Annotated in this window: 26 protein-coding genes and 1 pseudogene; 6 read left to right on the top strand and 21 right to left on the bottom strand. The window is 73.5% G+C overall.

Going from position 1 to position 24,876, the window contains the following annotated elements; translation table 11 throughout:
- From BG452_RS06130 to BG452_RS06105, 6 genes and pseudogenes are all read right to left on the bottom strand, one after another.
- Positions 1 to 205 (bottom strand): annotated as a pseudogene (locus BG452_RS06130) (23S rRNA (guanosine(2251)-2'-O)-methyltransferase RlmB); the annotation flags it as partial.
- A 136-nt stretch (positions 206 to 341) separates the two neighbouring features.
- Positions 342 to 1,736 (bottom strand): cysteine--tRNA ligase, encoded by a 1,395-nt coding sequence (cysS, locus tag BG452_RS06125; RefSeq protein ID WP_188303134.1) that lies wholly within the window; start codon positions 1,734 to 1,736, stop codon positions 342 to 344.
- 114 nt (positions 1,737 to 1,850) lie between these two features.
- Entirely contained in the window at positions 1,851 to 2,246 is a 396-nt protein-coding gene (locus BG452_RS06120; RefSeq protein ID WP_188303133.1) for a PPOX class F420-dependent oxidoreductase, read from the bottom strand.
- 146 nt (positions 2,247 to 2,392) lie between these two features.
- Entirely contained in the window at positions 2,393 to 2,884 is a 492-nt protein-coding gene (gene ispF / locus BG452_RS06115; protein WP_188303132.1) for a 2-C-methyl-D-erythritol 2,4-cyclodiphosphate synthase, read from the bottom strand.
- Positions 2,874 to 3,599: a 2-C-methyl-D-erythritol 4-phosphate cytidylyltransferase gene (ispD, locus tag BG452_RS06110; RefSeq protein ID WP_188303131.1), complete on the bottom strand. Its 726-nt coding sequence runs from the start codon at positions 3,597 to 3,599 to the stop codon at positions 2,874 to 2,876. The genes ispF and ispD overlap by 11 nt, the downstream gene beginning before the upstream one ends.
- Before the next feature lie 291 nt (positions 3,600 to 3,890).
- On the bottom strand, positions 3,891 to 4,373 hold the full coding sequence (locus BG452_RS06105; protein WP_030244332.1) for a CarD family transcriptional regulator: 483 nt from the start codon (positions 4,371 to 4,373) through the stop codon (positions 3,891 to 3,893).
- A 424-nt stretch (positions 4,374 to 4,797) separates the two neighbouring features.
- On the opposite strand from BG452_RS06105, the gene BG452_RS06100 reads away from it, so the two are divergent.
- Entirely contained in the window at positions 4,798 to 5,490 is a 693-nt protein-coding gene (locus BG452_RS06100; protein ID WP_188303130.1) for a DUF461 domain-containing protein, read from the top strand.
- A 160-nt stretch (positions 5,491 to 5,650) separates the two neighbouring features.
- Here BG452_RS06100 and BG452_RS06095 read toward each other — a convergent pair whose 3' ends face one another.
- Positions 5,651 to 6,346, bottom strand: coding sequence for a response regulator transcription factor (locus tag BG452_RS06095; RefSeq protein ID WP_031069385.1), 696 nt, complete (start codon positions 6,344 to 6,346; stop codon positions 5,651 to 5,653).
- A gap of 2 nt (positions 6,347 to 6,348) precedes the next feature.
- Positions 6,349 to 7,803: a sensor histidine kinase gene (locus BG452_RS06090; protein WP_223241821.1), complete on the bottom strand. Its 1,455-nt coding sequence runs from the start codon at positions 7,801 to 7,803 to the stop codon at positions 6,349 to 6,351.
- Positions 7,804 to 8,108: 305 nt separating this feature from the next.
- Between BG452_RS06090 and phoU the strand changes: the two genes are divergently transcribed.
- Together phoU and BG452_RS06080 are read left to right on the top strand one after the other, a co-directional pair.
- The gene (gene phoU, locus BG452_RS06085) at positions 8,109 to 8,798 is read left to right on the top strand and encodes a phosphate signaling complex protein PhoU (protein ID WP_188303129.1); all 690 of its coding nucleotides are present in this window, start codon (positions 8,109 to 8,111) and stop codon (positions 8,796 to 8,798) included.
- Between the two features lie 166 nt (positions 8,799 to 8,964).
- Entirely contained in the window at positions 8,965 to 9,144 is a 180-nt protein-coding gene (locus BG452_RS06080) for a hypothetical protein (RefSeq protein WP_188303128.1), read from the top strand.
- Between the two features lie 87 nt (positions 9,145 to 9,231).
- Here BG452_RS06080 and BG452_RS06075 read toward each other — a convergent pair whose 3' ends face one another.
- On the bottom strand, positions 9,232 to 9,828 hold the full coding sequence (locus BG452_RS06075) for a lytic polysaccharide monooxygenase (protein WP_188303127.1): 597 nt from the start codon (positions 9,826 to 9,828) through the stop codon (positions 9,232 to 9,234).
- Between the two features lie 259 nt (positions 9,829 to 10,087).
- On the bottom strand, positions 10,088 to 10,846 hold the full coding sequence (locus tag BG452_RS06070) for a phosphoglyceromutase (protein ID WP_188303126.1): 759 nt from the start codon (positions 10,844 to 10,846) through the stop codon (positions 10,088 to 10,090).
- Positions 10,847 to 10,996: 150 nt separating this feature from the next.
- Between BG452_RS06070 and BG452_RS06065 the strand changes: the two genes are divergently transcribed.
- Positions 10,997 to 12,325: an MDR family MFS transporter gene (locus tag BG452_RS06065; protein ID WP_188303125.1), complete on the top strand. Its 1,329-nt coding sequence runs from the start codon at positions 10,997 to 10,999 to the stop codon at positions 12,323 to 12,325.
- Positions 12,326 to 12,358: 33 nt separating this feature from the next.
- Here the strand turns inward: BG452_RS06065 and BG452_RS06060 are convergent, their stop codons facing one another.
- A complete protein-coding gene (locus tag BG452_RS06060) occupies positions 12,359 to 12,871 on the bottom strand; it encodes a YbjN domain-containing protein (RefSeq protein ID WP_188303124.1) in 513 nt (170 codons plus the stop codon).
- Between the two features lie 78 nt (positions 12,872 to 12,949).
- Positions 12,950 to 14,317: a D-inositol-3-phosphate glycosyltransferase gene (gene mshA / locus BG452_RS06055; protein ID WP_411292884.1), complete on the bottom strand. Its 1,368-nt coding sequence runs from the start codon at positions 14,315 to 14,317 to the stop codon at positions 12,950 to 12,952.
- Between the two features lie 227 nt (positions 14,318 to 14,544).
- On the opposite strand from mshA, the gene BG452_RS06050 reads away from it, so the two are divergent.
- A complete protein-coding gene (locus tag BG452_RS06050) occupies positions 14,545 to 15,378 on the top strand; it encodes a class I SAM-dependent methyltransferase (RefSeq protein ID WP_188303123.1) in 834 nt (277 codons plus the stop codon).
- A gap of 163 nt (positions 15,379 to 15,541) precedes the next feature.
- On the opposite strand, the gene BG452_RS06045 is transcribed toward BG452_RS06050, so the two are convergent.
- Complete coding sequence (locus tag BG452_RS06045) at positions 15,542 to 16,102, bottom strand: O-acetyl-ADP-ribose deacetylase (protein WP_317620921.1); 561 nt, start codon at positions 16,100 to 16,102, stop codon at positions 15,542 to 15,544.
- Between the two features lie 239 nt (positions 16,103 to 16,341).
- On the opposite strand from BG452_RS06045, the gene BG452_RS06040 reads away from it, so the two are divergent.
- Positions 16,342 to 17,859: a PP2C family protein-serine/threonine phosphatase gene (locus BG452_RS06040; protein WP_188303121.1), complete on the top strand. Its 1,518-nt coding sequence runs from the start codon at positions 16,342 to 16,344 to the stop codon at positions 17,857 to 17,859.
- A 60-nt stretch (positions 17,860 to 17,919) separates the two neighbouring features.
- Here BG452_RS06040 and BG452_RS06035 read toward each other — a convergent pair whose 3' ends face one another.
- The 8 genes from BG452_RS06035 to BG452_RS06005 all read right to left on the bottom strand — a co-directional run.
- Complete coding sequence (locus BG452_RS06035) at positions 17,920 to 18,270, bottom strand: DUF2516 family protein (RefSeq protein ID WP_188303120.1); 351 nt, start codon at positions 18,268 to 18,270, stop codon at positions 17,920 to 17,922.
- A gap of 121 nt (positions 18,271 to 18,391) precedes the next feature.
- Positions 18,392 to 18,934 carry a hypothetical protein gene (locus BG452_RS06030; protein ID WP_188303119.1) on the bottom strand — a complete coding sequence of 181 codons (543 nt, stop codon included), beginning with the start codon at positions 18,932 to 18,934 and terminating at the stop codon, positions 18,392 to 18,394.
- Between the two features lie 2 nt (positions 18,935 to 18,936).
- The gene (locus tag BG452_RS06025) at positions 18,937 to 19,344 is read right to left on the bottom strand and encodes a helix-turn-helix domain-containing protein (protein WP_188303118.1); all 408 of its coding nucleotides are present in this window, start codon (positions 19,342 to 19,344) and stop codon (positions 18,937 to 18,939) included.
- A gap of 368 nt (positions 19,345 to 19,712) precedes the next feature.
- Positions 19,713 to 19,961: an alpha/beta fold hydrolase gene (locus BG452_RS06020; RefSeq protein ID WP_411292885.1), complete on the bottom strand. Its 249-nt coding sequence runs from the start codon at positions 19,959 to 19,961 to the stop codon at positions 19,713 to 19,715.
- Between the two features lie 103 nt (positions 19,962 to 20,064).
- Positions 20,065 to 21,147: a MerR family transcriptional regulator gene (locus tag BG452_RS06015; protein WP_188303117.1), complete on the bottom strand. Its 1,083-nt coding sequence runs from the start codon at positions 21,145 to 21,147 to the stop codon at positions 20,065 to 20,067.
- Between the two features lie 34 nt (positions 21,148 to 21,181).
- On the bottom strand, positions 21,182 to 22,063 hold the full coding sequence (locus tag BG452_RS06010; protein WP_317620920.1) for an RNA polymerase sigma-70 factor: 882 nt from the start codon (positions 22,061 to 22,063) through the stop codon (positions 21,182 to 21,184).
- A 44-nt stretch (positions 22,064 to 22,107) separates the two neighbouring features.
- Positions 22,108 to 22,311: a hypothetical protein gene (locus BG452_RS45340; protein WP_223241820.1), complete on the bottom strand. Its 204-nt coding sequence runs from the start codon at positions 22,309 to 22,311 to the stop codon at positions 22,108 to 22,110.
- Positions 22,308 to 24,876, bottom strand: a 2,569-nt coding sequence (locus BG452_RS06005; RefSeq protein WP_188303116.1) for a DEAD/DEAH box helicase, incomplete at its 5' end; no start/stop codon positions are given. The genes BG452_RS45340 and BG452_RS06005, both read right to left, overlap by 4 nt.

Genomic DNA, 24,876 nt, shown 5'->3' with positions numbered 1-24,876 from the left:
GCATACCGGCCCGGGCCTTGGCGTCCCGCTCGCGCTTGATCGCGGCGTTGGCGGCCCGCTGCTTGGGGTGGCCCTTGCGCTCCGCGCCGGGCGGGGTCGGGCCCTTGCCCTGCAGAGCCTTCCGGCTGTGCCCGCCGGTACCGACAGACGCGCCCTTCTTCGATCCGGGGTTGCGGCGGTTCCTGCGCTGGCTGTTGCCGGCCATGGCTGTACTTCCTGTCTGTCCGGCATGCCCGGCCGCCCCGCTCGGTGCGGCGGCGGCCTACGGCATGCGCTACGTCATGCGGGAGGGCCGCACCGGTTCGGTACGGCCCACCCATCACCCCGATCGTCAGATGGGGTTACTGGCTGTTGATCGTCCAGCGCGGGCCGGACGGGGTGTCCTCGATCACCAGCCCGGCCAGGCCGAGCTGGTCGCGGATGGCGTCCGCGGTGGCGAAGTCCTTGCGCTGACGCGCTGCCTGCCGCTGGTCCAGGACCAGACGGACCAGCGAGTCGACCACGCCGTGGAGGTCCTCACCGCGCTCCGTCCCGGCCCAGTGCGGGTCGAGCGGGTCGAGGCCCAGTACACCGAGCATCGCACGGACCTCGGCCAGTCGCGCCACCACGCTCTCCTTGTCGTCCGCGTTCAGGGCGCTGTTGCCCTGGCGGACGGCGGTGTGCACGACGGCCAGCGCCTGCGGGACGCCGAAGTCGTCGTCCATCGCCTCGGCGAAGGCCGGCGGCACCTCGGGCGCCGCGTCGACCTTGCCGCAGCGCTCGACGGCCCGCTGGATGAAGCCCTCGATCCGGCCGAAACCGGCCTCGGCCTCACGCAGCGCGTCCTCGCTGTACTCGATCATCGAGCGGTAGTGCGCGGCGCCCAGGTAGTAGCGGAGCACGATCGGCCGCCAGGCGCGGACCATCTCGGAGACCAGCACCGAGTTGCCGAGCGACTTGCTCATCTTCTCGCCGGCCATGGTGACCCAGGCGTTGTGCACCCAGAAGGCGGCGAAGTCGTCGCCGTAGGCCTTGGACTGGGCGATCTCGTTCTCGTGGTGCGGGAAGATCAGGTCCAGCCCGCCGCCGTGGATGTCGAAGGCCGGTCCCAGGTACTTGTGGGCCATCGCCGAGCACTCCAGGTGCCAGCCCGGCCGGCCGCGGCCCCACGGGGTCTCCCAGCTCGGCTCGCCCGGCTTGGCGGCCTTCCACATCGCGAAGTCGCGCTGGTCGCGCTTGCCGGTCTCGCCGTCGCCCTCGGGCTGGCGCAGGTCGGCGAGCTTCTGGTTGGAGAGCGCGAGGTAGTCGGGGTACGACTTCACGTCGAAGTAGACGTTGCCGTCGACCGCGTACGCGTGGCCCTTCCCGATGAGCCCCTGCATCATCTCGATCATCTCGGGGACGTGCCCGGTGGCCCGCGGCTCGACGGTGGGCGAGAGGCAGCCGAGCGCGCTGTAACCGTCGTTGAAGGCGCGCTCGTTCTCGTACGCGATCTGCCACCACGGCGTGCCGAGCTCGCGCTCCTTGGCGATGATCTTGTCGTCGATGTCGGTGACGTTGCGGACGAAGGTCACCTGGTAGCCGCGGTAGGCGAACCACCGCTGCATGATGTCGAAGTTGAGCCCGGACCGGATGTGCCCGATGTGTGGCGCCGACTGGACGGTAGCGCCGCACAGGTAGATCGAGACACAACCCGGTACAAGCGGGACGAAGTCGCGTACCTGGCGGGTGCTGGTGTCGTACAGACGAATGCTCACAGCGTCAAGCGTAGTGGGCGGCGGGGGGTGCCCCGCGACATTAACCGGGAACGGGAGGACGTTCCCCGGGGAACGGCGGGGCCGCCCCGGGGAATCACGGCTGGTCCGGCTCGGTCAGATGCTGCCGACCACCTTGCGCGGCGAGAGCCGGACGACCACCCGGACGTCGTCCGGACCGTCGTAGCCGTACTTCTCCTCGCCGCGGTACTTGAGGCCCAGCTCGTCGATCAGCTCCCGGCCGCCCTCGGTGGTCAGCGCCACCGAACCGCGGACCTCCAGGTACTCGTACGGGTTCTCCGGCGGGTTGATCAGCAGCGAGACCCGCGGGTCCTTCACCAGGTTGAGGTGCTTGCGGCGGCCCTCGACGGTCGAGAACAGGATGTCGTCCCCGTCCCGCTTGACCCAGACCACCGAGGACTGGGGGCTGCCGTCCGGCTGGATCGTGGTGATCACGGCGAAACTCTTGCCGTCGATCAACGCCTTGGCACGGTCGGAGAGTTGGGCACTCATCGAAATCCTCTTCTCGTCGGCGGCGGTCCGGCCCGAGGGTGAGCTCCGCGCGGGCCCGGACCGAACCCTACCGATTCGGGCCCCCGCGACATCCGGTGAACACCCGTCAACACCGGTCTATTTCCGGCCGACCGACCGACGGGGGCTCAACGCCGTTCGTACACCAGGGCGGTGGCGATCGCGGCCAGCCCCTCGGCCCGGCCGGTCAGGCCCAGGCCGTCGGTGGTGGTGCCGGAGACCGAGACCGGAGCGCCGACCGCCCCGGACAACGCCGCCTGCGCCTCGGCCCGCCGCTTGCCGATCTTCGGCCGCACCCCGATCACCTGGACCGAGACGTTGCCGATCTCGAAGCCGGCCTCGCGCACCAGCCGGGCCGCCTCGCCGAGCAGCTTCACCCCGGAGGCGCCGGCCCACTCGGGGCGGTCGGTGCCGAAGTGGGCGCCCAGGTCGCCGATCCCGGCGGCCGAGAACAGCGCGTCGCAGGAGGCGTGCGCGGCGACGTCGGCGTCCGAGTGCCCGGCGAGCCCGAACTCGGCGTCCGGCCACTCCAGTCCGGCCACCCACAGCGGGCGACCGGCCTCGAAGGCGTGCACATCGGTGCCGATCCCCACCCGGGGGATCAGGGGCTCAGTAGGCATCGGCGGCCCTCCGGCGGGCGAGTACGGCCTCGGCGAGCACGAGGTCCAACGGACGGGTGACCTTGAACGCCTCCTCGTGGCCGGGCACCACGACGACCGTGCCGCCGTAGCGCTCCACCAGTCCGGCGTCGTCGGTGACGGGCGGGGCGTCGGCGCCGCCGGCGGACTCCTCGGCCAGCGCCTTGGCGTGCACCTCGACCAGGGTGGCCCGGTCGAAGCCCTGCGGGGTCTGCACCGCGCGCAGGGTGGACCGCTCGGGCGTGTCGAGCACCGGCTCGGGGTGGCCCGGGTTCGGCTCGACCCGCTTCACGGTGTCGGCCAGCGGCACCGCGGGCACCACGGCCGGAGCCCCGGCCCGGACGGCGGCCGCGACGGCGTCCACCACCTCGACCGGGACGAGCGGGCGGGCCGCGTCGTGCACCAGGACGATCCCGACCTCCTCGGGGATCGCGGCCAGGCCCAGCCGGACGGACTCCTGGCGGGTCGCGCCGCCGGCCACCACCCGGATGTCCTTGCCGTCCAGCCCGTGGCTGTCCAGCAGGGCGACCACCTCGGCCACCCCGTCGGCGGGCGCGGCGACCACGACCAGGCCGACCGCCCGGCTGCGCGCGAGGGCCCGTACGGCGTGCACCAGGAGCGGCACTCCGCCCAGTTCCCGCAGGGCCTTCGGGGCGCCGGGCCCCAGCCGCTCACCGCGTCCGGCGGCGGGCACCACTGCTGCTGCGACTGCTCCTGACGCGTTCAGGTTTCACTCCTTCGGCGAAGTGGGTATGGCCATGGCGTGCCCGGCGGGCGCGGGGGCCCCTTCCGAAGAACCACTGGTCCACTGTCCGCCGCACAACTGCGCAGAAACGGTCTTGCAGGGCCTGGACCGGCTCGGGTGGGGGGCGTCGTCCGGACACGCCTCAGCGCCCGGAGTGCCACTGCACCACTCCCGGACGGTTCGTCCTGGGAGCGGCACGCCGGCACCGGGCGCTGTGGGCGATGGGGCGGCAGCCCGACCGCACTACGAGGCGAGGACCTCGTCGAGCAGCGTCTCCGCCTTGTCCTCGTTGGTGTTCTCCGCCAGCGCGAGTTCGCTGACGAGGATCTGGCGCGCCTTCGCGAGCATGCGCTTCTCGCCGGCCGAGAGGCCGCGCTCGCGCTCGCGACGCCAGAGGTCGCGCACGACCTCGGCGACCTTGATAACGTCGCCCGAGGCGAGCTTCTCCAGGTTCGCCTTGTAGCGACGGGACCAGTTGGTCGGCTCTTCGGTGTACGGTGCGCGGAGCACCTCGAAGACCCGGTCCAGACCCTCCTGGCCGACCACATCGCGCACGCCGACGAACTCCGCGTTCTCGGCGGGCACGCGGAGCGTCAGGTCTCCCTGCTGCACCTTGAGCACCAGGTAGGTCTTGTCCACACCTTTGATCTGGCGAATTTCGATGGCCTCGATCAGCGCGGCCCCGTGATGGGGGTAGACCACCGTGTCGCCAACCTTGAACGTCATGTGACAGGACCCCTTCCGTGGCTTTCCAGAATAACACGCCTTGCGGCCCACCCGAAGGGCGTTTTCGCAGGTCAGGGCCGGTCTCGGGGCTTGACAAGGACCCCCATGACGTGCTGCGACCGATGTTCGACAGGGGCTTCCCGCAGGTCGGAGGCGGTTCCGACCTCCGACGAAACCCTTGCGCAACACCCCTGCGGCCATGATTGGATCTTGAGCTTTCACCCTTTCCCGGGTCGTGACCGGATCGTTATTCGATCTTGGTCGAAGCTTGTCCTCCCGATGATCGGTTCATGCCGGCGGTACCGCCGTCCGGCCCCCGAGGGGCCTCTGGAGTGCGACACGGGGACCACCCCGTGAGGACCGCATAAGTGAGGTCGATAATCTGAGACCTGACCTGTCGACATGTGACCTAGGAGCCGCCGCCGTGAGCCGCAGCCTTCGACGCGGCAGCATCGCCGCCATCGCCGCCATCGCCATCGCCTCGCTTTCTTCCTGCGCCGCCAGCAACACGCCGGACACCCTGCAGATCAAGCCGGACAACGCGGCGGCGACCCTTGGGACGAACCTCCGACTGAACAACATCGTGATCGTCACCGGGGTCAGCGCCTCGGGTGACTACACGGGCCCCGCCAACGTGGTCGTGAACATCTCCAACACGGCGAACATCCCGGCCGAGCTGCAGTCGATCACCGTCGGCACTGCCAGCGCGACCTTCGCGGACGCCGCGGGCGCCCCGCAGCCCAGCATCGTCATCCCGGCGGGTGGCGCGGTGGCGATCGGCGGACAGGGCAACCCGTCCGCCTCCGTCAGCTCCGCCTCCGTCCACGTCGGCGGCTTCGCCCTCACGACGTTCACCTTCAAGGACGGCCAGAAGGTCGCCGCCCAGGCCGGCGTCAGCCCGGACTCGGACAAGGGCCCCTACCAGGGCTACGGTCCGACCCCGTCGGCCGCGCCCACCAAGAGCGCCTCCCCCGCCGCGGGCGCCCCGGCCACCCCGGCCACCGGCGCCACCACCCCGGGCGCGCCGACCACCCCGGCGACCGGTGCCACCACGCCGGCCACCACGGGTGCCCCGGTCGCGCCGGTCTCCGGCACCACGGCTCCGGCCGCGCACTGACCCGGTGCACCCCGCCTCCCGCGGGCCCTTCCGGGGCCGGCGGGAGGCTTCGTGCGTCCCCGTGACCGGTCGCCCGGTCCGCGGCGGGTGGCACGCCACGCGGAAGGCCCCCGCCGACGACCGTCGACGGGGGCCTTCCGCGTCTTCGCGGGACCGCGGCTTACGGCTCGAACTTGTAGCCCAGGCCGCGGACCGTGACCAGGTAGCGCGGCGCGCCCGGGTCGGGCTCGATCTTCGCCCGCAGGCGCTTCACGTGGACGTCCAGGGTCTTGGTGTCGCCGACGTAGTCCGCGCCCCAGACCCGGTCGATCAGCTGCATCCGGGTGAGCACCCGGCCCGCGTTGCGCAGCAGCATCTCCAGCAGGTCGAACTCCTTGAGCGGGAGGTCGACCTTGGCGCCGTCCACCGTCACCACGTGCCGGTCCACGTCCATCCGGACCGGGCCCGCCTCCAGGGCGCCCGGGCCGCCGCCGTTGTCGCCCGCGCCGCCGTCCTCGCCGCGGCGGCGCAGCACCGCGCGGATCCGGGCGACCAGCTCACGGGTGGAGTACGGCTTGGTGACGTAGTCGTCCGCACCTATCTCCAGCCCGACGACCTTGTCGATCTCGCTGTCCTTGGCGGTCACCATGATCACCGGGACGTTGGAGCGCACCCGGAGCTGGCGGCAGACCTCGGTACCCGGCAGGCCCGGCAGCATCAGGTCGAGCAGGACGAGGTCGGCGCCGTTGCGTTCGAACTGCTCCAGGGCGTCGGGGCCGGTCGCGGCCACGGCCACCTCGAAGCCCTCCTTGCGGAGCATGTACGAGAGGGCGTCGCTGAACGACTCCTCGTCCTCGACCACCAGTACTCGGGTCACGATCAGGCCTCCGGGGCAAGCTGGGTTGTCTTTGTCAGGGGTTGTTCCCGCTCCCCGGCGGGGAGCGAACGGGCCGCACGGTCGGTGCGGTCCGTGGTGAGGGTCCGGGGTGCCGTGGCGGGCCCGGCGCCGGGCTCGTCGCGGGGTTCGTCGTCGTCGATGGCGTCGAGGTGGCCGATACCGTCGAGGTCGTCATCAACCTCGTCGTCGAGGTCGTCGTCGAGGTCGTCGTCGAGGTCGTCGTCGGCGGGGGCCTGGCCGGCGGGCAGGCGGATGGTGAAGGTCGAGCCCTGCCCCTCGACGCTCCACACCGAGACGGTGCCGCCGTGCGAGGCGGCCACGTGCTTGACGATGGACAGGCCGAGGCCGGTGCCGCCGGTCTGCCGGGAGCGGGCCGGATCGACCCGGTAGAAGCGTTCGAAGACCCGCTCGCGGTCCTTCTCGGAGATGCCGATGCCCTGGTCGGTCACCGAGATCTCGATCAGCTCGCCGTCCGCCTCGCCGAGCGCGGCGGCGCTGGAGATCCGGCGGGTGGCGATGGCCACCCGGGTGCGGGGCGGGCTGTAGTTGACGGCGTTCTCCACCAGGTTGCCGAGCGCCGCGGCGAGCTGGCCGCGGTTGCCGTGCAGGTAGAGCCCGGCGATGCCGCCGGCCGCGATCAGGATCTGCTTGGCGGCGGCCTGCTGGCGGCAGCGGTCGATCGCCTCGGCGATCAGCTCGTCCACCGCGACCGGCTCCGGGTCGACCATCAGCCGGTCGTCCTGGACCCGGGAAAGGTCGATGATCTCCTGCACCAGGCTGGCCAGGCGGGTCGCCTCGACCTGCATCCGGCCGGCGAAGCGCTGCACCGCCTCCGGGTCGTCGGCCGCGTCGGCGACCGCCTCGGAGAGCAGCGACAGGGCGCCGACCGGGGTCTTCAGCTCGTGGCTGACGTTGGCCACGAAGTCCCGGCGGACGGCCTCCACCCGGCGGCGCTCGGTCTGGTCCTCGACCAGCACCAGCACCAGCCGGGAGCCCAGCGGGGCGACCCGGACGGAGACCGCGAGCGGCTCGGCCGCGCGGGCCGCGCCCGGGCGGGGCACCTCCAGCTCGACCTGCCGGATCTCGCCGTCCCGGCGGGTGGCCCGGGCCAGCGCGAGCATCTGGTCCACGGCGACGGCACCGCCGCGCACCAGGCCCATCGCGTACGCCGCCGAGCTGGCCTTGACCACCTCGTCGCCCTCGCCCAGCACGATCGCGCAGGAGCGGAGCACCGAGAGCACGGTGTCGACCCCCGGCGGCAGCGGGGGCTCCGGGTTGCCGGTGCCCAGTGTCTGGTGCCGGCCGTACTGCTTGCCGCTGGTGTACTTGCCCTTGGCCTGCTCGCGCTCGCTCCAGCGGAAGGCGATGGAGGCGGTGAGGCCGACGCCGAGCCCGGCTATGGCACAGGCAGCGGCAGCGGCCACATTCACGTCCATGTGGTCAGCGTAAGCGCACGGCCTGGCCACTCCCCAAGGGCTGAGTCAAGGCATCGACCATGCGTTGCCGAGAATTCACCTTCACGTAGCTGCCGATTCACCGCACCGGCCGTGCGTCGTCGCCCGAACGGCACAGAGTTGGCCATGCAGCCCGTGTGGGAGAGATCTCCGTGCCGAACAGCGGCCACGGTCTCGGGTGTGCGCGTACGATTCGCGCCACCAGCAGCGGTCGCCCGACGCCGGAACGGCGGTCGGACGGGCTGACCGGTCGGCACCGCCACCGACACAGCTACTGAGGAGAGAACATGCGCGACGCGTACCACGAGGAACTCGATGCGATCAGCGACAGCCTGATCGAGATGGCCCGGCTGGTCGGCTCCGCCCTGGGCCGGGCCACCACCGCACTCCTCGACGCGGACCTGGCGCTGGCAGAGGGCGTGATCGCCGCCGACGAGAAGATCAACGACCTCCACCACGAGCTCGAGAACCGCGCCATCGATCTGCTCGCCCGGCAGCAGCCCGTCGCCACCGACCTGCGCATCGTGGTCACCTCGCTGCGGATGAGCGCCGACCTGGAGCGCTGCGGTGACCTCGCCCGGCACGTCGCCAAGGTCGCGCGGATGCGCTACCCCGAGTCGGCGGTGCCCGCCGACCTGCACTCCACCGTCCTGGAGATGGGCCAGCTCGCCCAGCGCCTGGTGGCCAAGGTGGGCCTGGTGATCGCCACCAAGGACGTCGACAAGGCCCTGGAGATGGAGCAGGACGACGACCGGATCGACGCCCTGCACCGCGAGCTGCTGTCGCACCTGATCGACGACCGCTGGCACCACGGCATCGAGACCGCCGTCGACATCACGCTGGTCGGCCGCTACTACGAGCGCTTCGCGGACCACGCGGTGTCGGTCGCCAAGCGCGTGGTCTACCTGGTGACCGGCGAGCACGTGGCCGAGTTCGTGGCCGCCACCGAGGCCGCCGAGGCCGCTGGGGCTGAGTGAGCCCCGCCCACCCCCAGGGGTGAGTAAACCTGTGGCGAGGGTGGTGCGGGCGCACGGATGTCCGAACGTTCCACCACTGCGCGCCTGTTGACGCTCCCTCCGAACGGCGGCTTCACTCGACGGTGGGGGCACCGGAGTGCGCCCGTCACTAGGAGGGAAGAGCTCGATGAAGGCCAACCCGACCCGACCGGCATCCGCCCACACCACCGTCGAGCCGCCCGCCCCGAAGCTGTTGCCCGTCCTCGCGGCCGGGTGCGGCTGCGGCCCGGGCTGCGGCTGCGGCTGCCAGTCCGGCGCGCCCTGCCAGTGCGGCGGCGCCGACGGCGGCTGCTGCGGCGGCCACTGAGGCAGTCCGCCGCGGCGGAGACCGCGGGCGTCCCGGGGTGCACGACCGTGCACCCCGGGACGCCTCGCGTCGAAGCCGCCCGCACCCTCAGAACTGGACGTCGGTGCAGGAGTAGAAGGCGTTGCCGGTGTCGGCGATCGTCCAGACCGCGACGACCACCTGGTGCCCGGTGCGCCCGCTCGGGACGGTCGCGGTGTGGCTGAGCGTGCTCGGCACCTGCTTCCCGCCGTAGGGGACGGTCAGGAAGGGCGTCAGGTCGAGGCTGTCCCGGGTGATCGGCTGACCGGCGTCGTAGCCGGGCTTGGTGAGGTAGTACTCGAAGTCGGTGGTCGCGTGCCGGGCGGTGAACTTCCAGGTGAAGGTGAGCTGTTGGCCCGCCGTCACCGGCGTGGTCGGCCAGGCCCCGCCGTGCGGGTCGTCCAGCTCGGCGAAGCGGGAGTTGCCGCCGGCGCAGATGGTGCCGTCGGAGGGCCCGGCGGCCGGGAAGCCCTTCGGGCCCTCGACGCTCTGCGGCTCCCACTGGATGTCGCCGCAGTCCCACGGGACGGCGCTCGCGTCCGCGTCGCAGAGCGCGGCCCGGCTGGGCGGGGTGGTGATGTAGCCGTGGGACTGGGCCGGGAAGGCCAGGGTGAGTGGGACGGCCAGTGCGGCGACGGCCGCCCCGACCAGATGACGTGTGCGCATGGTGCTCCTCCGTGGGGGTGGATGGAGAGTGCGCCGGGGCACAGACGCGCGCGCGTTGGGGGTGCGGCGGCCCGGGACATGGGGGAATCCTTGGCATGTCTGCGCCAGCCCGGCGCCTTCACGGTAGGAGTCGGCAGCAGCGCCCGTCAATGGTCTGAACCACTTTGAGCCGAGCCCCAACTGTCGCACGGTGCAAGCGGGTTGAACGACGAAGGCCCCGCTCCGGTGAACCGGGAGCGGGGCCTTCGCGGCAAGCGGGCTACTTCTTGCCCTGGTTCTTGACCGCCTCGATGGCGGCCGCGGCGGCGTCCGCGTCCAGGTAGCGGCCGCCCTTGGCGACCGGCTTGAAGTCGGCGTCCAGCTCGTAGACCAGCGGGATGCCGGTCGGGATGTTCAGGCCCGCGATGTCGGCGTCGGAGATGCCGTCGAGGTGCTTGACCAGCGCGCGCAGGCTGTTGCCGTGGGCGGTGACCAGGACGGTCTTGCCGGCGGCGAGGTCCGGGACGACGGCGTCGTACCAGTACGGGAGCATCCGCTCGACGACGTCCTTCAGGCACTCGGTGCGCGGACGCAGCTCGCTCGGGATGTCGGCGTAGCGGGCGTCACCGGCCTGCGAGTACTCCGCGTCGTCGGCCAGCGCCGGCGGCGGGGTGTCGTAGGAACGGCGCCACAGCTGGAACTGCTCCTCACCGAACTCGGCCAGGGTCTGGGCCTTGTCCTTGCCCTGCAGCGCGCCGTAGTGGCGCTCGTTCAGGCGCCAGCTGCGGCTGACCGGGATCCAGTGGCGGTCGGCCTTGTCCAGGGCGATCTGCGAGGTGCGGATGGCACGGCGCAGCAGCGAGGTGTGCACCACGTCGGGGAACAGGCCCTCGGCGGCCAGGAGCTCGCCACCGCGGGCGGCCTCCTTCTCGCCCTTCTCGTTGAGGTCGACGTCGACCCAACCGGTGAACAGGTTCTTCTGGTTCCACTGGCTCTCGCCGTGGCGGAGCAGGATGAGTCGGTACGTCGTGTCAGCCATGGCGCCCAGCTTAGTGGAGGGCCCGAAAACCCCTGGTGGGGACCTTGGACTGCTGTGTAATGTGTGCAACTGCCATCTGCCGCTTACATCCGTCGGCTGTCCGGGCCTGCCCGCGCCGCTCAGCGGACGCCTGCCCTCGGGAGCCCCCACATGCTCGTCGCCCTGGCCGCCAATCCCCGGATCCGAAGACTGGTGCGCGAGACGGTGGGCGGGCTGCCGCGGCAGTTCTGGTGGCTCTGGGTGAGCACCCTGGTGAACCGGCTCGGTTCGTTCGTCGTCACCTTCCTGGCCCTGTACTTGACCACCGTACGGGGCTACTCGGCGTCCTACGCGGGCCTGGTGGCCTCGCTGTTCGGGGCCGGCTCGGCGATCGCGGCGATCGGCGCGGGCGTGCTGACCGACCGGATCGGGCGCCGCCCCACCCTGGTCGCCGCCCAGCTCGGCACCGCGGCGTCCACCACCGTGCTCGGCTTCATGGACGGCCAGGTGGCGATCGCGGTGGTGGCCTTCGTGGTCGGCCTCTGCAACAACGCCACCCGGCCGCCCACGTCGGCGATCATCGCCGACCTCGTGCCGGCCGAGGACCGGGTCCGGGCCTACTCGCTGAACTACTGGGCGATCAACATCGGCTTCGGCCTCTCCGCCGCCGCGGCCGGGCTGATCGCCACCCACGGCTACCTCACGCTGTTCCTGCTGGACGCCCTCACCACCCTGGTCTGCGCCGTGGTGATCTTCATCCGGATCCCGGAGACCCGGCCGCAGGCCCCGACCGGGCCGGCCGACGGCTCCGCCGAACCGGGGATCAGTCTGCTCACCGTGCTCCGGGACGCCCCCTTCATGGCGCTGGTCGGGCTGACCCTGCTGGTCGCCCTGGTGTTCCAGCAGGGCAGCACCACACTGGCCGTGGACATGGGCGCCTCCGGCATCCCGTCCACCCAGTACGGGCTGGTCATCGGCCTGAACGGGCTGCTGATCGTGGTGCTGCAGATCCCGCTGACCCGGTGGATGGAGGGCCGCTCGCGGACCGGGATGCTGATCGCCAGCTGCCTGCTCACCGGCTGGGGCTTCGGGCTGGCCGCGCTGGCCGGCTCCTCGGCCTGGCTGTTCGCGCTCTCGGTGGCGGTCTGGACGGTCGGCGAGATCCTCCACACCCCGGTGATGATGGGCCTGGTCGCCGAGCTGGCGCCGACCCACGGGCGCGGCCGTTACCAGGGCGTCTACGGGCTGTCCTGGTCGCTCGCCTCGCTCCTCGGCCCGGCGGGCGGCGGGCTGCTGCTGCAGTACGCCGGTCCGGCGGTGCTGTGGTCGGTCTGCGGGGCGGTCGGGACGGCCGCCGCGCTCGGGTACGTGGTGCTGGCCCGCCGTACGGGTGCGGCGGGGCGCCGCCGGACCGGGACCGTGGCCGTGGTCGCGGTCCCGTCGGAGACCGAGAGGACCGAGAGGACCGAGAAGACCGAGAGGACCCCGGCGGGCGCCTGAGCGCCCGGCCGGGGTCGGCCGACCGGCGGCCGGTCAGTCGGCGGCCGGGGCGGCCAGGTGGGCGAAGGCGGCCAGGTTGCGGGTGGACTCCCCGCGCTTGGTGCGCCACTCCCACTCGCGCCGGATCGCCGAGGCGAAGCCCAGCTCCAGCAGGGTGTTGAAGGGCTCGTCCGCGTTCTCCAGCACCGTGCCGAGCAGCCGGTCGACGGCGTCCGGGGTGAGCACCTCCAGCGGCAGCCGGCCGGCCAGGTAGACGTCGCCGAGCGCGTCCATCGCGTACGCGACGCCGTAGAGGCGGGTGTTGCGCTCCAGCAGCCAGCGGTAGACGGCCTCGTGGTTCTCGTCCGGGCGGCGGATCACGAAGGCGTTCACCGACAGGGTGTGGTCGCCGACCCGCAGCGCGCAGGTGGTGCTCAGCTTGCGGGTGCCCGGGAGGGCCGCCACCAGGGTGTACGGGTCGGTGGCGGCCGGCTCCCAGGCCACCCCGGCGTCGTCCAGGGCGGTGCGCAGGAGGGTCAGGGCCTCGTCCTTGGTGCGGATTGCCATGGGGGTGACGTTACCCGGCGCCGTGACCTCGGGTCAGGGGCCGGGGAGCGCGGCCGGCCGCCCGGCCCGTACGGGCGGTCAGCGCCGGCGGGCCACCGCCAGTCGGCCGGCCGGGCGGGCCAGACTGCCGGCGTACACCTCGGCGGTGGTCGCCGCGGCGGTGCCCCAGCCGAAGGCGGCCGCGTGCCGGGCCGCCGCCGCGCCGCGCCGGGCCACCAGCGCCGGGTCGGTGACGTACGGCTCCAGCGCGTGCGCCCACGCCAGCGGGTCGTGGCCGTGCACCAGGGTGCCGGACTCGCCGTCCCGCACCGCGACCGGCAGGCCGCCGACCGCGGCCGCCACCACCGGGGTGCCGCAGGCCTGGGCCTCCAGCGCGACCAGGCCGAAGGACTCGCTGTACGAGGGCATCACCAGGGCCGTCGCCGCGCGGTACCAGTCCGCCAGCCGGGCCTGGCCGACCGGCGGGTGGAAGCGCACCACGTCGCCGATGCCCAGCTGGGCGGCCAGCTTGTGCAGGCTCTCCGGGCGGGCCAGCCCGGTGCCCGACGGCCCGCCGACCACCGGCACCACCAGGCGCTCGCGCAGCTCCGGACGGCTCTCCAGCAGCGCGGCGACCGCCCGCAGCAGCACGTCCGGCGCCTTCAGCGGCTGGATCCGCCCGGCGAACAGCAGCACCGCGGCGTCCTGCGGCAGGCCCAGCCGGGCCCGGGCGTCGGCCCCGGCCCGCGGGCCGCCGGGGCGGAAGACGTCCAGGTTGACCCCGGGGTGGACGACGGCCAGCTGGTCCGGCCGGGCGGCGTAGTGCAGCGCCAGTTCGGCGGCTTCCTCGGTGGTGTTGGCGATCAGCCGGTCGGCCGCCTCGACCACCTGGGTCTCGCCGATCACCCGGGCCGCGGGCTCGGGCGTGTCGCCCTCGGCCAGCGCGGCGTTCTTGACCTTCGCCATGGTGTGCATGGTGTGCACCAGCGGCACCCCCCAGCGCTGCGCGGCCAGCCAGCCGACCTGCCCGGAGAGCCAGTAGTGCGAGTGCACCAGGTCGTAGTGGCCGGGGCGGTGGCCCGCCTCCGTCCGCAGCACCCCGTGGGTGAAGGCGCACAGCTGGGCCGGCAGGTCCTCCTTGACCAGGCCCTCGTACGGCCCGGCGGTGACGTGCCGGACCAGCACGCCCGGCGCCAGCTCGACGGTCGGCGCGTCGTCCGAGCAGATCGCCCGGGTGAACACCTCGACCTCGATGTTGAGCTCGGCCAGGCGCTTGGCCAGCTCGACGATGTAGACGTTCATCCCGCCGGCGTCCCCGGTGCCGGGCTGGTGCAGCGGCGAGGTGTGCACGCTGAGCATCGCTATCCGGCGCGGGCGGCGACGGCCCGGGACGAGCGACTGCAGCCGGCCACGCGCGGGCGCGGCGGACTGGGCACGGCGTACCGAACGGACGGGGTGCTGGATCACCTGGCTGAAGCCTCCTCGTGTGCGGCCCGTCTCGGCGGTCCGCGTGAACGGGCCGCCACAGGTCCGGTGTGCGCTGCCCCGTCCCGGGCACACATCACCACCAGTGTGCCAACCACCTCACGGTCGTCCGGCATTCCCGGTCCCGGCGACCGGTCGTCCGGGCCGCCATCCGCGCAGGCCAGGACGGTGTCCGACCGGCCCGGCGGGCGCCGACTACCCTTCTGGGCATGGCTGCCTCCTTCGACCCCGCGACCGCCGCGCCCGCCCGCGGACGGACCGGACGGCCGGTCGGGACGGTCACCCGGGGCACCACCAACACCAACCGGCTGCGCCGGATGGACCGCTGGATCGCCCACACCCTGGGCCGGGCGCTGCGCGCCGCCGGACGGCCGCCGGTGGCGGTCGACCTCGGCTACGGCGCGGCGCCGTGGACGGCCGTGGAGCTGGCCGGACGGCTGCGCACGGTGCGCCCCGACGTCCGGGTGGTCGGGATCGAGATCGAGCCGGAGCGGGTCGCGGCCGCGCTGCCGTACGCCGAGCCGCCGCTGCTCACCTTCCGGCGCGGTGGCTTCGAGGTGCCGCTGGACGGCGGCGGGCCGGCCCAGCTGATCCGGGCGGCCAACGTGCTGCGGCAGTACGACGAGGCGGCGGTGGCCGGGGTGTGGGAACGGCTGTGCGCCCGGCTCGCCCCGGACGGGCTGCTGGTCGAGGGCACCTGCGACGAGATCGGGCGGCGGCACGTCTGGGTCGCGCTGGGGCCGGAGGGGCCCCGGACGGTGACCTTCGCGGCCCGGCTGGGCGGCCTGGGCCAGCCCTCCGACCTGGCCGAACGGCTGCCGAAGGCGCTGATCCACCACAACGTGCCGGGGCGGCCGGTGCACGCCTTCCTGACCGACTTCGACCGGGCCTGGGCGGCGGCCGCGCCGTACGGGGCGTTCGGGGCGCGGCAGCGCTGGGTGGCGGCCTGCACGGCGCTGGCGGGCAGCTGGCCGCTGGTGGACGCGCGCGGGCGGTGGCGGCAGGGCGAGGTCACGCTGCCCTGGACGGCGCTCGCGCCGTAGCCGCGCGCCCGCGCTGGAGAGCGAACCACCGCATTCACTCGAACGAGTTATCGAATATCTCTGGCGCGTTGACGCCTCGTCACGCCACGATGGAGACCGCCGGGCGGCGACACCACACGCCGCCCGGTGCTCACCCTGCCCAGCCCCGCAGCGCGGCCGGTCGTCAGCCCTCCGGCCCGAACAGCTCCTCCCGAGCCCGTTCGAACACCCCGTACATCTCCGCCCCGAACAGCACGAACCGCACCTCCGCCAGCTCCGCACCCGCCGACGCGTCACCGCCGCCCAGCACCTCGGCGACGGTACCGAGCGCGATCCGGGCCGCGTCCGCCGGCGGCCAGCCGAAGATCCCGGCCGACACCGCCGGGAAGGCCACCGTGCGCGCGCCCAACCCGGCCGCCGTACGCAGCGACTCGCGATAGCAGGAGGCCAGCAGCCCAGCCCGCTCCCCGTACTCCTCCGCCAGGTACACCGGCCCGACGGTGTGCACCACCCAGCGGGCCGGCAGCCGCCCGGCCGCGGTCGCCACCGCCCGCCCGGTGGGCAGCCCCTTGCCCCAGTGCGAGGCCCGCAGCCGGCGGCACTCCTCCAGGATCTGCGGCCCGCCCCTGCGGTGGATCGCGCCGTCCACCCCGCCATCGCCCAGCAAGGACGAGTTGGCGGCGTTCACCACCGCGTCCACCCGCTGTTCCGTGATGTCACCCTCGATCAGGGTGATCCGCGTCACCATCACCTGCCCCCTTCCCCGGACCCGTCCGGCAGCCACCGGACCGGGATCCGAGCCGTTGTCCGAATCCGATCACCACCCCGCCACCGGCGTGGCAATAACCACAACGGCGCCGGTCGGCCAGAGATATCCCCGGAGATCACGTTATGGTCGCGAGAAGTTCCCCGACGCGCGGTGCCAGGCGGGCACCGCGAACGGACGCCGGCCGTTACGCAGTCGGGGAAAGGGAGGAACCACCGATGCCCGCAACGGGAGACGGGCGGGCACCTGGTGCCGCGGACCTGCCGGGCGCCCATGACGGCGCCCCCGTCGGCCATGCCCGTACGCGCCAGGCGACGACCGGGCCGGCCACGGCCACTCCCCCGATACCCCACCCCCGCTCGCAGCCGCACCGGACCGCGCACGGCACCCGCCACCCCTCCCACCTCGCCGAGGTCGCGCACGCCCCGGCGCCCCTGGAGAGGCCCGTCGACGGCGCCGCCGCGCCACTGCGGCTGCTGGTCATCGAGGACGACGCCTCCGACGCCCAACTGATCAAGGCCGCGGTCGCCGACAGCGGCACCTCGATCGAGATCCACTGGGCCCGCGGCCTCGAACAGGCCACCCCGCTGCTCGCCCAGTCCTCCCCCGCCACCCGGCGCGGACGCTCCCGCGGCGGCGAGTTCGGCTGCGTGCTGCTCGACCTCGCCTCCCCGGCCGCTCAGGCCGGCGAAACCTCGGACGGCCTGGAAGCCCTGCACGAACTGCTCCGCCGCGCCCCGCACCTCCCCGTCGTGGTGCTCACCGACGCCGGCGGAGCCGAGCTCGGCGCCGCCGCCGTCGCCGCGGGCGCCCAGGACTTCCTGCTCAAGCACGAGACGGACGGCCCGCTGCTGGCCCGCGCCCTGCGCTACGCCGTCGAACGCAAACGCGCCGACGAGTCCCAGCGGCGCCTGGTCGAGGCCGAGTTGCGCGGCCAGGAGAACGCCCGGCTGCAGCGCCACCTGCTCCCCACCCCGCTGCTGGACGGCGCCGGACTCTCCTTCACCCGGCGCTACCGTCCCGGCCGCCGCCGCGCCCTGCTCGGCGGCGACTTCTACGACGCCGTGCGCACCGACGACGGCACCGTCCACGTCGTGATCGGCGACGTCTGCGGCCACGGCCCGGACGAGGCCGCGCTCGGCGTCGCCCTCCGGATAGCGTGGCGCACCCTGGTCTTCGCCGGCCTCACCGGCGAAACCCTGCTCACCACCCTCCAGCACGTACTGGAGCACGAACGGCGCAGCGACGAGATCTTCGCGACGCTCTGCATGATCGTCATCGAACCCGGCGGCGGCCGGAGCGCCGAACTCGACTCACTCGGCAGCGGCGAACGGGCCCGCCTCTACCTCGCCGGGCACCCGGCGCCGATGCTGCTCGGCCGCGACCACGCCCCGACCTCGCTGCCCGCCGACCTCGCCGGGCCCGCGCTCGGCCTGCTGCCGTGCCACGACGGGGAGGCCGCCTGGCCCGCCCACGAGTTCGAACTCCAGCCCGGCTGGCGGCTGTTGCTCTACACCGACGGGCTGATCGAGGGCCGGGTCGGAGCCGGATCACGCCGCCTCGGCCAGGACGGAATCGCCGACCTGATCGCCGACCACCAGTCCGCCGGGCTCACCCGGGGGCGACTCGTCGACAGCGTGATCGCCGAGGTCGAGGAGCTGAACGGCGGGGCGCTGACGGACGACGTCGCGGTGCTGCTGCTGGAGCGCAACCCGGTGCAGCTGATTCTGGGCTGAGCCGGACACGCCGCAGCCCGGGAGGGGTGACTCCCCTCCCGGGCTGCGGCGTCGTTCCGTCTACCAGGGGCCGTACGGGCCGGTGTTGCTCCGGCCGTCGCGGCCGCTGCCGCCGGTCAGGGCCTTGATCGCGGGGCGGACGTCCACCACGTAGACAATGGAGGCCACCAGGCCGGCCAGGGTGCCGATGCTGCCGAGGAAGTTCGCCCCGAACAGCAGGTCCCAGCCGAAGCTGATGCCCAGGACGGCCAGCCAGAACCCCTTGGTCTTCTTGTCCGCCGCCCGGTAGGCGTCCTCCCGGCGGGTGGCCGCGTCGACCAGCGCGAAGAACTTGTAGCCGAGGATGGCCACGGCCATCCACCAGAACGGGTTCAGGTAGGAAAAGGCCAGGATCTGGAACACTCCGGTCATCGCGATCTCCTACGTCTCTCGGCTTGCTGCGCCCCGGCCGCCGCCCATCCTGGCACGGCGGCCGCCCGCACGGTGTGAACGTCCCGCCGCCGGCGGATGTGCCCCGGGCGGCGGGCAGGGGTCACTCCGTGGCGTCGGGGGCACTCCTCCGGGCCCTGGTGGGCTTCTTCGGGGCGGGGGCGGTCTCGTCCACGAGCTCGGCGTCGAGGGGCTCGTCGGGCCGGACGGCTTCCGAGGCGGGGTCGACGGCCTGGGTGAGGTCGACGGCCTGAGCGGGGTCGGTCTGCGGGCGGGCCTTGTCGACGACGACCTTGCCGCGCTCGGCCAACTCGTCGTAGGTCTCCTTGGCCCGGACGGCCAGCTCGACCGCGCGCGCCACCTGCTGCAGGGCGAAGCCCTGGGCCCGCTCCTGCAGGACCTTCAGATCGGTGGGGAGCGCGGTGACGGCCTCGGTGACCTTGGCCGGCGCACCGGCCAACAGCCCCTGCGCCTCCTGCAGCCTGGCGGTCGCCATCTCCTGCGCGCCCTGGCGGTCCGCCGCCAGGGCCTCGACCTTGCCCGGCACCTCGCGCAGCTTCTCGTACGCGAGGTCCCCGGCGCCGGCCAGGGCGTACAGCGGGGTCGGGTCGGTGAGGGTCTTCTTGATCTCGTCGGTGATCGGCATGCTTACCGGTCCTCCCGGTGGGTGTTCTGGGTGGCCGCGCCGTCGGTCGTCAGGGTGGAGGCCGAGGCGGCGTTCTCCTTGAGAAAGGCGTCGTAGACCGCGAGCAGCGCCTGCTTCTGCTGCTCGTTGATCAGCGGATCGGCCAGGATCGAGGCCCGCAACTCCAGGCCCTCACCCCGCCGCTCCTCCAGGATCCCGGCCTGGACGTACAGCGTCTCCGCCGAGATCCGCAGCGCCTTCGCGATCTGCTGCAGGATCTCCGCGCTCGGCTTGCGCAACCCTCGCTCAATCTGGCTGAGGTACGGGTTGGACACACCGGCGGCCTCCGCCAGCTGGCGCAGCGAGTACTGCGCGTTGCGGCGCTGCTCGCGGATGTACTCGCCTAGCGAGGCGACGTTGAGGGAGGCCATGGGGGTAGCTTGCAGGAGGGTGCTTGCTATTGCAAGCACAGTGCTAGCGGCCGCAAGCGGCCGGGGGGTTCTGGGGTGGTCGGGGGGCTCTCGGGAGGGTGGGTGCCGGGGGCGGCTCCGGGGGTGGGCGCTCCGGGGGCTGGGTGATTTTCCGACTGCCGACCCTCATCGCGGGGGCCTGGGCGCCGTTGGCAGTCTGAAAATCACCCGTCACGCCCCTCTCCGCAGCCACCCCCTGCGCCGCCCCCTTCCGCAGCGCGTCCCTCTCGCCTGGTGGGGAGGGGGTGGGTGGGTGGGGGAGGTGGGTGGGGGCTTCGCCCTGGCGCGCCCGTGGGGGGTGGGGGTGCGGGGTGGGGATGGGGATGGGGTCAGGCGAGGTGTGGGAGGAGGAGGGCGGTGAGTTGGCGCCCATGCTGAGGCCGACCAGGGCGGGGCGGGTGAGGCCGAAGTGGTCCAGGACGGTGCGGAGGTCGGCCAGGTCGTCGAAGGGCTGCTCCCGGGGGTGTGGAGCGGCCGAGGCCTCGGGCGTCGTAGCGGATCACGTCGTGGTGGCGGGCCAGGGCCGGGATGACGGCGTCCCAGAGCCGGGAGTCCATGCCGGAGCCGTGCAGCAGCACCACCGGGCTGCCTGCGCCTCGGCGTTCGGCCCAGAGTCGGCCGCCGTCGGGGGTCGGGACTTCGTGTTCGGTCCTCACCCGGAGGATCCTCGCAGACGGCGGGTCAGGGGCTTTGCGGGAGGCGGATCGGCATCAGGACGGAGTAGGTGCCGGTGCGGCCGGGGGTGCGGATGGCGAGGGGGGCGATGGGGCCGCCGAGTTCGAGGAGGAGTTGTGCGGGGTGGGCGGCGTGCAGGGCGTCGAGCAGGAAGTCGCGGTTGACGGCGATGTGGAGCTCGTCGGGGGTGGGGTCGTCGGTGACGGTGAGGTGGCCGTCCTCGGTGAGGGTCAGCACGGTGACCTGGCAGTCGGCGCCGTGCGGGCCGGAGGGGAGGGTGCGGGTGGTGCCGGTTTCGATGGCCGCGCGGAGGTCGGCGGCGGGCAGGGTGACGCGGTGTCGGGGGTCGAGGCGGGTGGCGGCGCGGTGGTCGGGGTAGTCGAGGTCCGGGGCGGTGCCCTCGATCCGGTGGCCGCCCGTTTCGGCGCGGAAGGTGCCGCCGCCGAGGATGAGGGTGACGTCGGCCGGGCCGTCGGGGAGCAGTGCCCGCAGGGCGTCGACCAGGGCGGTGGGGACGGGGGTGCCGGGAGCCGGCTGCTGGGGGGCGCCGATGGCGGGCAGTTCGGCGAGGGCCATCCGGTAGCGGTCGGTGGCGACCAGGCGCAGTACCGGGCCGTCCGGTTCGAACAGCACTCCGGCGAGGGAGGGCAGTTCGGGGTCGTCGCAGACGGCGAAGCGGACCGCGTCCAGGGCGGCGGCCAGGCCGTCGGCGCGGACGGTGAGGCGCAGGTCGGCGGGGGTGGTGGTCATCGGGTGCTCCCTCTGCTCGATCATCGTGCGGATCAGGGAGAGTTCGCGGCGGGCGTCGGTCAGGCCGTCCTCCAGCCGGCGCAGGTGGGCGTCGAGGACGCGGTCGGCCTCGTGGCCGGCCAGGACGGCGCGGATGCCCGTCAGTGGCAGGCCGACCCGGCGGAGCCGGGCCAGCAACCGGGCGTCGGCGAGTTGGTCCGGCCGGTACCAGCGGTAGCCGGTCTGCGGGTCGACCCAGGCGGGGGTGAGCACCTCGGCGCCGTCGTAGTAGCGCAGGGTGCCCACGCCCAGGCCGCTGGCGCGGGCCAGTTCGCCGATGCTGTGCAGCTCGCTCTCCATGCCGGTGACTCTCGGGGCTCGACCTGGTCGAGGGTCAAGCCAGGTGGGCGAGCTTGTGGGGGTTGCGGACGACGCGGATGGAGGAGACCAGGAGGGCGCCGTCCGGGCCCTCGGTGAAGTCGAGGACCGAGACGGAGTCGACGGCGCCGTCGACGGTGATCAGCAGGCCGGGCTGGCCGTTGACGAGGACCGGGCGGACGCCGGCGCCCTCGCCCAGCTGGCGGAGCACGCCGAGGATGAAGCGGGCGACGTTCTCGGCGCCGGTGACCGGCCGCAGCGCGGCGCGGATCACGCCGCCGCCGTCGCTCCAGGTGGTGACGTCGGGGGCGAGCAGGGCGAGCACCCGGTTGAGGTCGCCGCCGACGCAGGCCGCCAGGAACTCGTCGGTGGCCCGGCGGCGCAGCCCCGGCGGGGCGTCGAAGCGGGGACGGCGGGCGCGCACGTGCGCCCGGGCCCGGCTGCCGACCTGGCGGCAGGCGGCCTCGGTGCGCTCCAGGGCCTCGGCGATCTCCAGGTAGGAGAAACCGAAGGCCTCCTTGAGGACGAACACCGCCCGCTCCAGCGGGGAGAGGCTCTCCAGCACCACCAGCAGGGCGAGCGAGACGCTCTCGGCGCGCTCGACGCCGTCGGTCGCGTCCGGCTCGGCGACCAGCGGCTCGGGCAGCCAGGGGCCGACGTAGGACTCGCGGCGGACGGCGGCCGAGTCGAGGCGGTTGAGGGCGAGGTTGGTGACCGTACGGGCCAGGTAGCCGGCCGGGCTGGCGACCGGGCCGGTGACCTGGCTCCAGCGCAGCCAGGTGTCCTGGACCAGGTCCTCGGCGTCGGCGACGCTGCCGAGCATCCGGTAGGCGATGCCGAAGACCATCCGCCGGTGCTGTTCGAAGGCGGCGAGCCGGGTGTCGGGCGTGTCGGTCACCCCCAGGACGCTACCGCCCGGGGGCGGGGGTTTGAAGACGGGCCCTAGGAACGGAAGGTTTCGTAGGCGGGGGCGAGCAGGGTGGCGAGGTCGCGGCCGTGTGTGGTGATGCCGGAGCGGCCGAGGCGGTGCAGCGAGGGTTCGTCCGTTTCCTCGTCCGGGGGTTCCGGGCGCAGGGTGAAGTCGCCGCGCCAGTAGGCCGCGACGTTGACCATCGGGGTCTTGGGGGGCGGTGGCTGTTCGGTCATGTGTCCTCCTCGGCGACGGCGTCCTCGCGGGTGAGGGTGACCAGTTCGCGCAGGGCCTCGGCGGGGAGATCGGTGAGCCACTGTTCTCCCGCGCCCACCACGGTGTCGGCCAACCGGCGTTTGGCGGTGAGGAGTTCGTCGATGCGCTCCTCGACGGTGCCGACGCAGACCAGGCGGCGGACCTGGACGTCGCGGCGCTGGCCGATCCGGAAGGCGCGGTCGGTGGCCTGTTCCTCGACCGCCGGGTTCCACCAGCGGTCCAGGTGGATCACCTGGTTGGCGGCGGTCAGGTTGAGGCCGGTGCCGCCGGCCCGCAGGGAGAGCAGGAACACCCCGGGGCCGTCGGGGGATTGGAAGCGTTCGACCAGTTCCTCGCGGCGGGTGCGGGGGACGCCGCCGTGCAGGTAGAGCACCTCCTCACCGAGTCGGCGTTCCAGGTACGGGCGGAGCATGGTGCCGAACTCGGCGTACTGGGTGAAGACCAGGGTGCGGTCCCCCTCGGCCAGCGCCTCCTCCAGCAGTTCGGCGAGCCGGGCGACCTTGCCCGAGCGCTCGCCCAACGGTGAACCGTCGTGCAGCAGTTGGGCCGGATGGTTGCAGACCTGCTTGAGCTTGCCGATCGCGGCCAGCACCGTGCCGCGCCGCTCCACGCCCCGGATGCCCTCGACCCGCTGGAGCAGGTCGGCGACCACCGCCTGGTAGAGGCCGGCCTGTTCGGCGGTGAGGTTGCACCAGACGGTCATCTCCTGCTTGGCGGGCAGCTCCGCCGCCACCGCAGGGTCCGACTTGAGCCGGCGGAGCACGAACGGGGCGGTGCGGCGCCGGAGTTCGGCGGTGCGCTCGGGGCTGCGGTGCAGTTCGACCGGGATCGCGTAGCGCTCCTTGAACCGTTCGGCCGGGCCGAGCAGGCCGGGGTTGGCGAAGTCCAGTACGGCGTGCAGTTCGGCGAGCCGGTTCTCCACCGGGGTGCCGGTCAGGGCGATCCGGTGCCGGGTGACGGGCAGTGCGCGGATCGCGCGGGACTGCGCGGTGCCGGTGTTCTTGATGTGCTGCGCCTCGTCGGCGACCACCCGGCGCCAGCGGATCGCGCGCAGCGCGGCGAGGTCGCGCTGGACCAGGCCGTAGGTGGTGATGACCAGGTCCACGCCCCGTACCGCGTCGGCGAGTTGACCGGCGGCGAGGCGGTCGGAGCCGTGGTGGACGTGGCGCCGCAGGCCGGGGGCGAAGCGTTCGGCCTCGCGCTGCCAGTTGCCGACCAGGGACATGGGGCAGACGAGGAGGGTGGGGGCGGCGGCTTCGGGGCGTTCGGCCCGCTCGGCGGCGAGGAGGGCGAGGGTCTGGACGGTCTTGCCGAGGCCCATGTCATCGGCCAGTACGGCGCCGAGGCCGAGTCGGGACATGGTCGTCAGCCAGGCGAGTCCGCGCTGTTGATACGGGCGCAGTTCGGCGTGGAAATCCGCGGGCAGGGGCGGAACTTCGGGCGCGGCGGGGGTGGCTGCGGCGCCGGCCAGCAGGTCGCCGAGCGGGCCGTCCACCCGGACGCCGGTGACCGGCAGTCCGGCGACCGTGGCGTCCGGGTCGAGGGCCAGGCGCAGCAGGTCGGCGGTGGCCAGCAGGCCGTCGCGCTGCTCGGCGAGGAAGGCGAGCGCGGCGGCGATCTGGGCCGGGTCGGCCTCCAGCCAGGTGCCCCGGACCCGCACCAAGCCCTGTTTGGCGGCGGCGAGTTCGGCGAGTTCCTGCTCGGTGAGCGGGGTGCCGTCCGGGCCGAGGGCGGCCTGCCAGCGGAAGGCGACCACGGCGTCCCGGTCGACCTGGCTGGTGACGGCGAGGGTGCCGGGGGCGGGCGGGGTGGTGGCGCGCAGGGCGAGCCCGAGCCGGGGGCGGCGGCGCCACCAGGCGGGCAGCAGGACGCCGAAGCCGGCCTCGGCGAGTGCGGGTGCGGCGGTGCGCAGGAAGTCGAGGGCGCCGGAGCGGTCGAGCGGGAGGACGGACGGGCGGGAGCGGTGGCGCAGCCCGTGCAGGGCGGGCCAGCGGTGGGCGGCGCGGGCGAGTTCGGCGACCAGGGTGTCGGTCGGGCCGGCGGCCTGCGGGTTCCGCTCCTTGCGGGCGAGGGCGGCGTAGGCCGGGCCGCCCTCGTGGAGGTCGGCGGCGCGGACCAGCAGGGAGGGTTCGTCGACGGCCTGGAGCAGGAACTCCAGCCGCCAGGCGTCGTCGGAGGGGCTGCCGTCGGGGTCGTCGTCGGCGGGGCCGAGCGGTTCGACCAGGCGGAAGCAGAGCCGCAGCGCGGGGTCGGCGGGCTCGGCGGTGGCGTACCAGTCGGTGATCCGGCGGCGCAGCTCGGCGAAGTCCTCGGGCGGGGCCTCGACCTCGCCGGAGGGGGTGGCGAGGGCGTGCAGCCAGTGGCCGGCCGCGTCCCGGCCGGGGTCGGGGAAGGGGGTGGCGGCCAGCGCGGCGCGGGCCTCGGCGTCCACCAGGGCGGCCAGGGCCGCCTCCAGCAGTGCCTCCCCGGTGCCGGCGCCGGTCGGCCATTCGCCGAGCAGGACGGGCGGGCAGCCGGCCGCCAGT

Source organism: Streptomyces sp. CBMA123, from assembly GCF_014596465.1.
In the GTDB taxonomy this organism is placed as follows: Bacteria; Actinomycetota; Actinomycetes; order Streptomycetales; family Streptomycetaceae; genus Kitasatospora.
Note: the sequence above shows the minus strand (reverse complement) of the source record. Positions and strands in the feature narration are given on the sequence as shown.